The organism is Bacillus sp. GbtcB14, assembly GCF_019091205.1.
In the GTDB taxonomy this organism is placed as follows: domain Bacteria; phylum Bacillota; class Bacilli; order Bacillales; family Bacillaceae_G; genus Bacillus_A; species Bacillus_A cereus_AG.
Window position 1 is genome coordinate 1 of the sequence record NZ_JAGXJT010000171.1, and the last position, 266, is coordinate 266.

The following is a 266-nucleotide window of genomic DNA, read 5'->3' on the forward strand; positions in this document are numbered from 1 at the left end:
GTCCGATTGGTCAAAAAAACCTCCGCACACACACGCATACCGGGCGGTTACGGATGTAGTGCAGGGGCATTACCATTTGATTGAAGGCTTTTCGCAGCCGGAGAACGGCAGCAATACAGATGAGCATACACATTTCTATACGGGCATCACCTCGTTTGAAAACGGCCATTTTCATAGGTATTACGGCATTTCCGGCCCTGCCATCCCGAGGGTTGACGGAACACATTACCATGAGCTTTCAGAGACCACCTTTGCCGCCTACAATG

The 266-nt window shown here is 50.8% G+C and carries 1 protein-coding gene; it reads left to right on the forward strand.

Annotation, left to right across the window (positions count from 1 at the left end; all coding sequences use genetic code 11):
• Window positions 1-266, forward strand: a 266-nt coding sequence (locus KVT31_RS29630; protein ID WP_217613734.1) for a YmaF family protein, incomplete at both ends; no start/stop codon positions are given.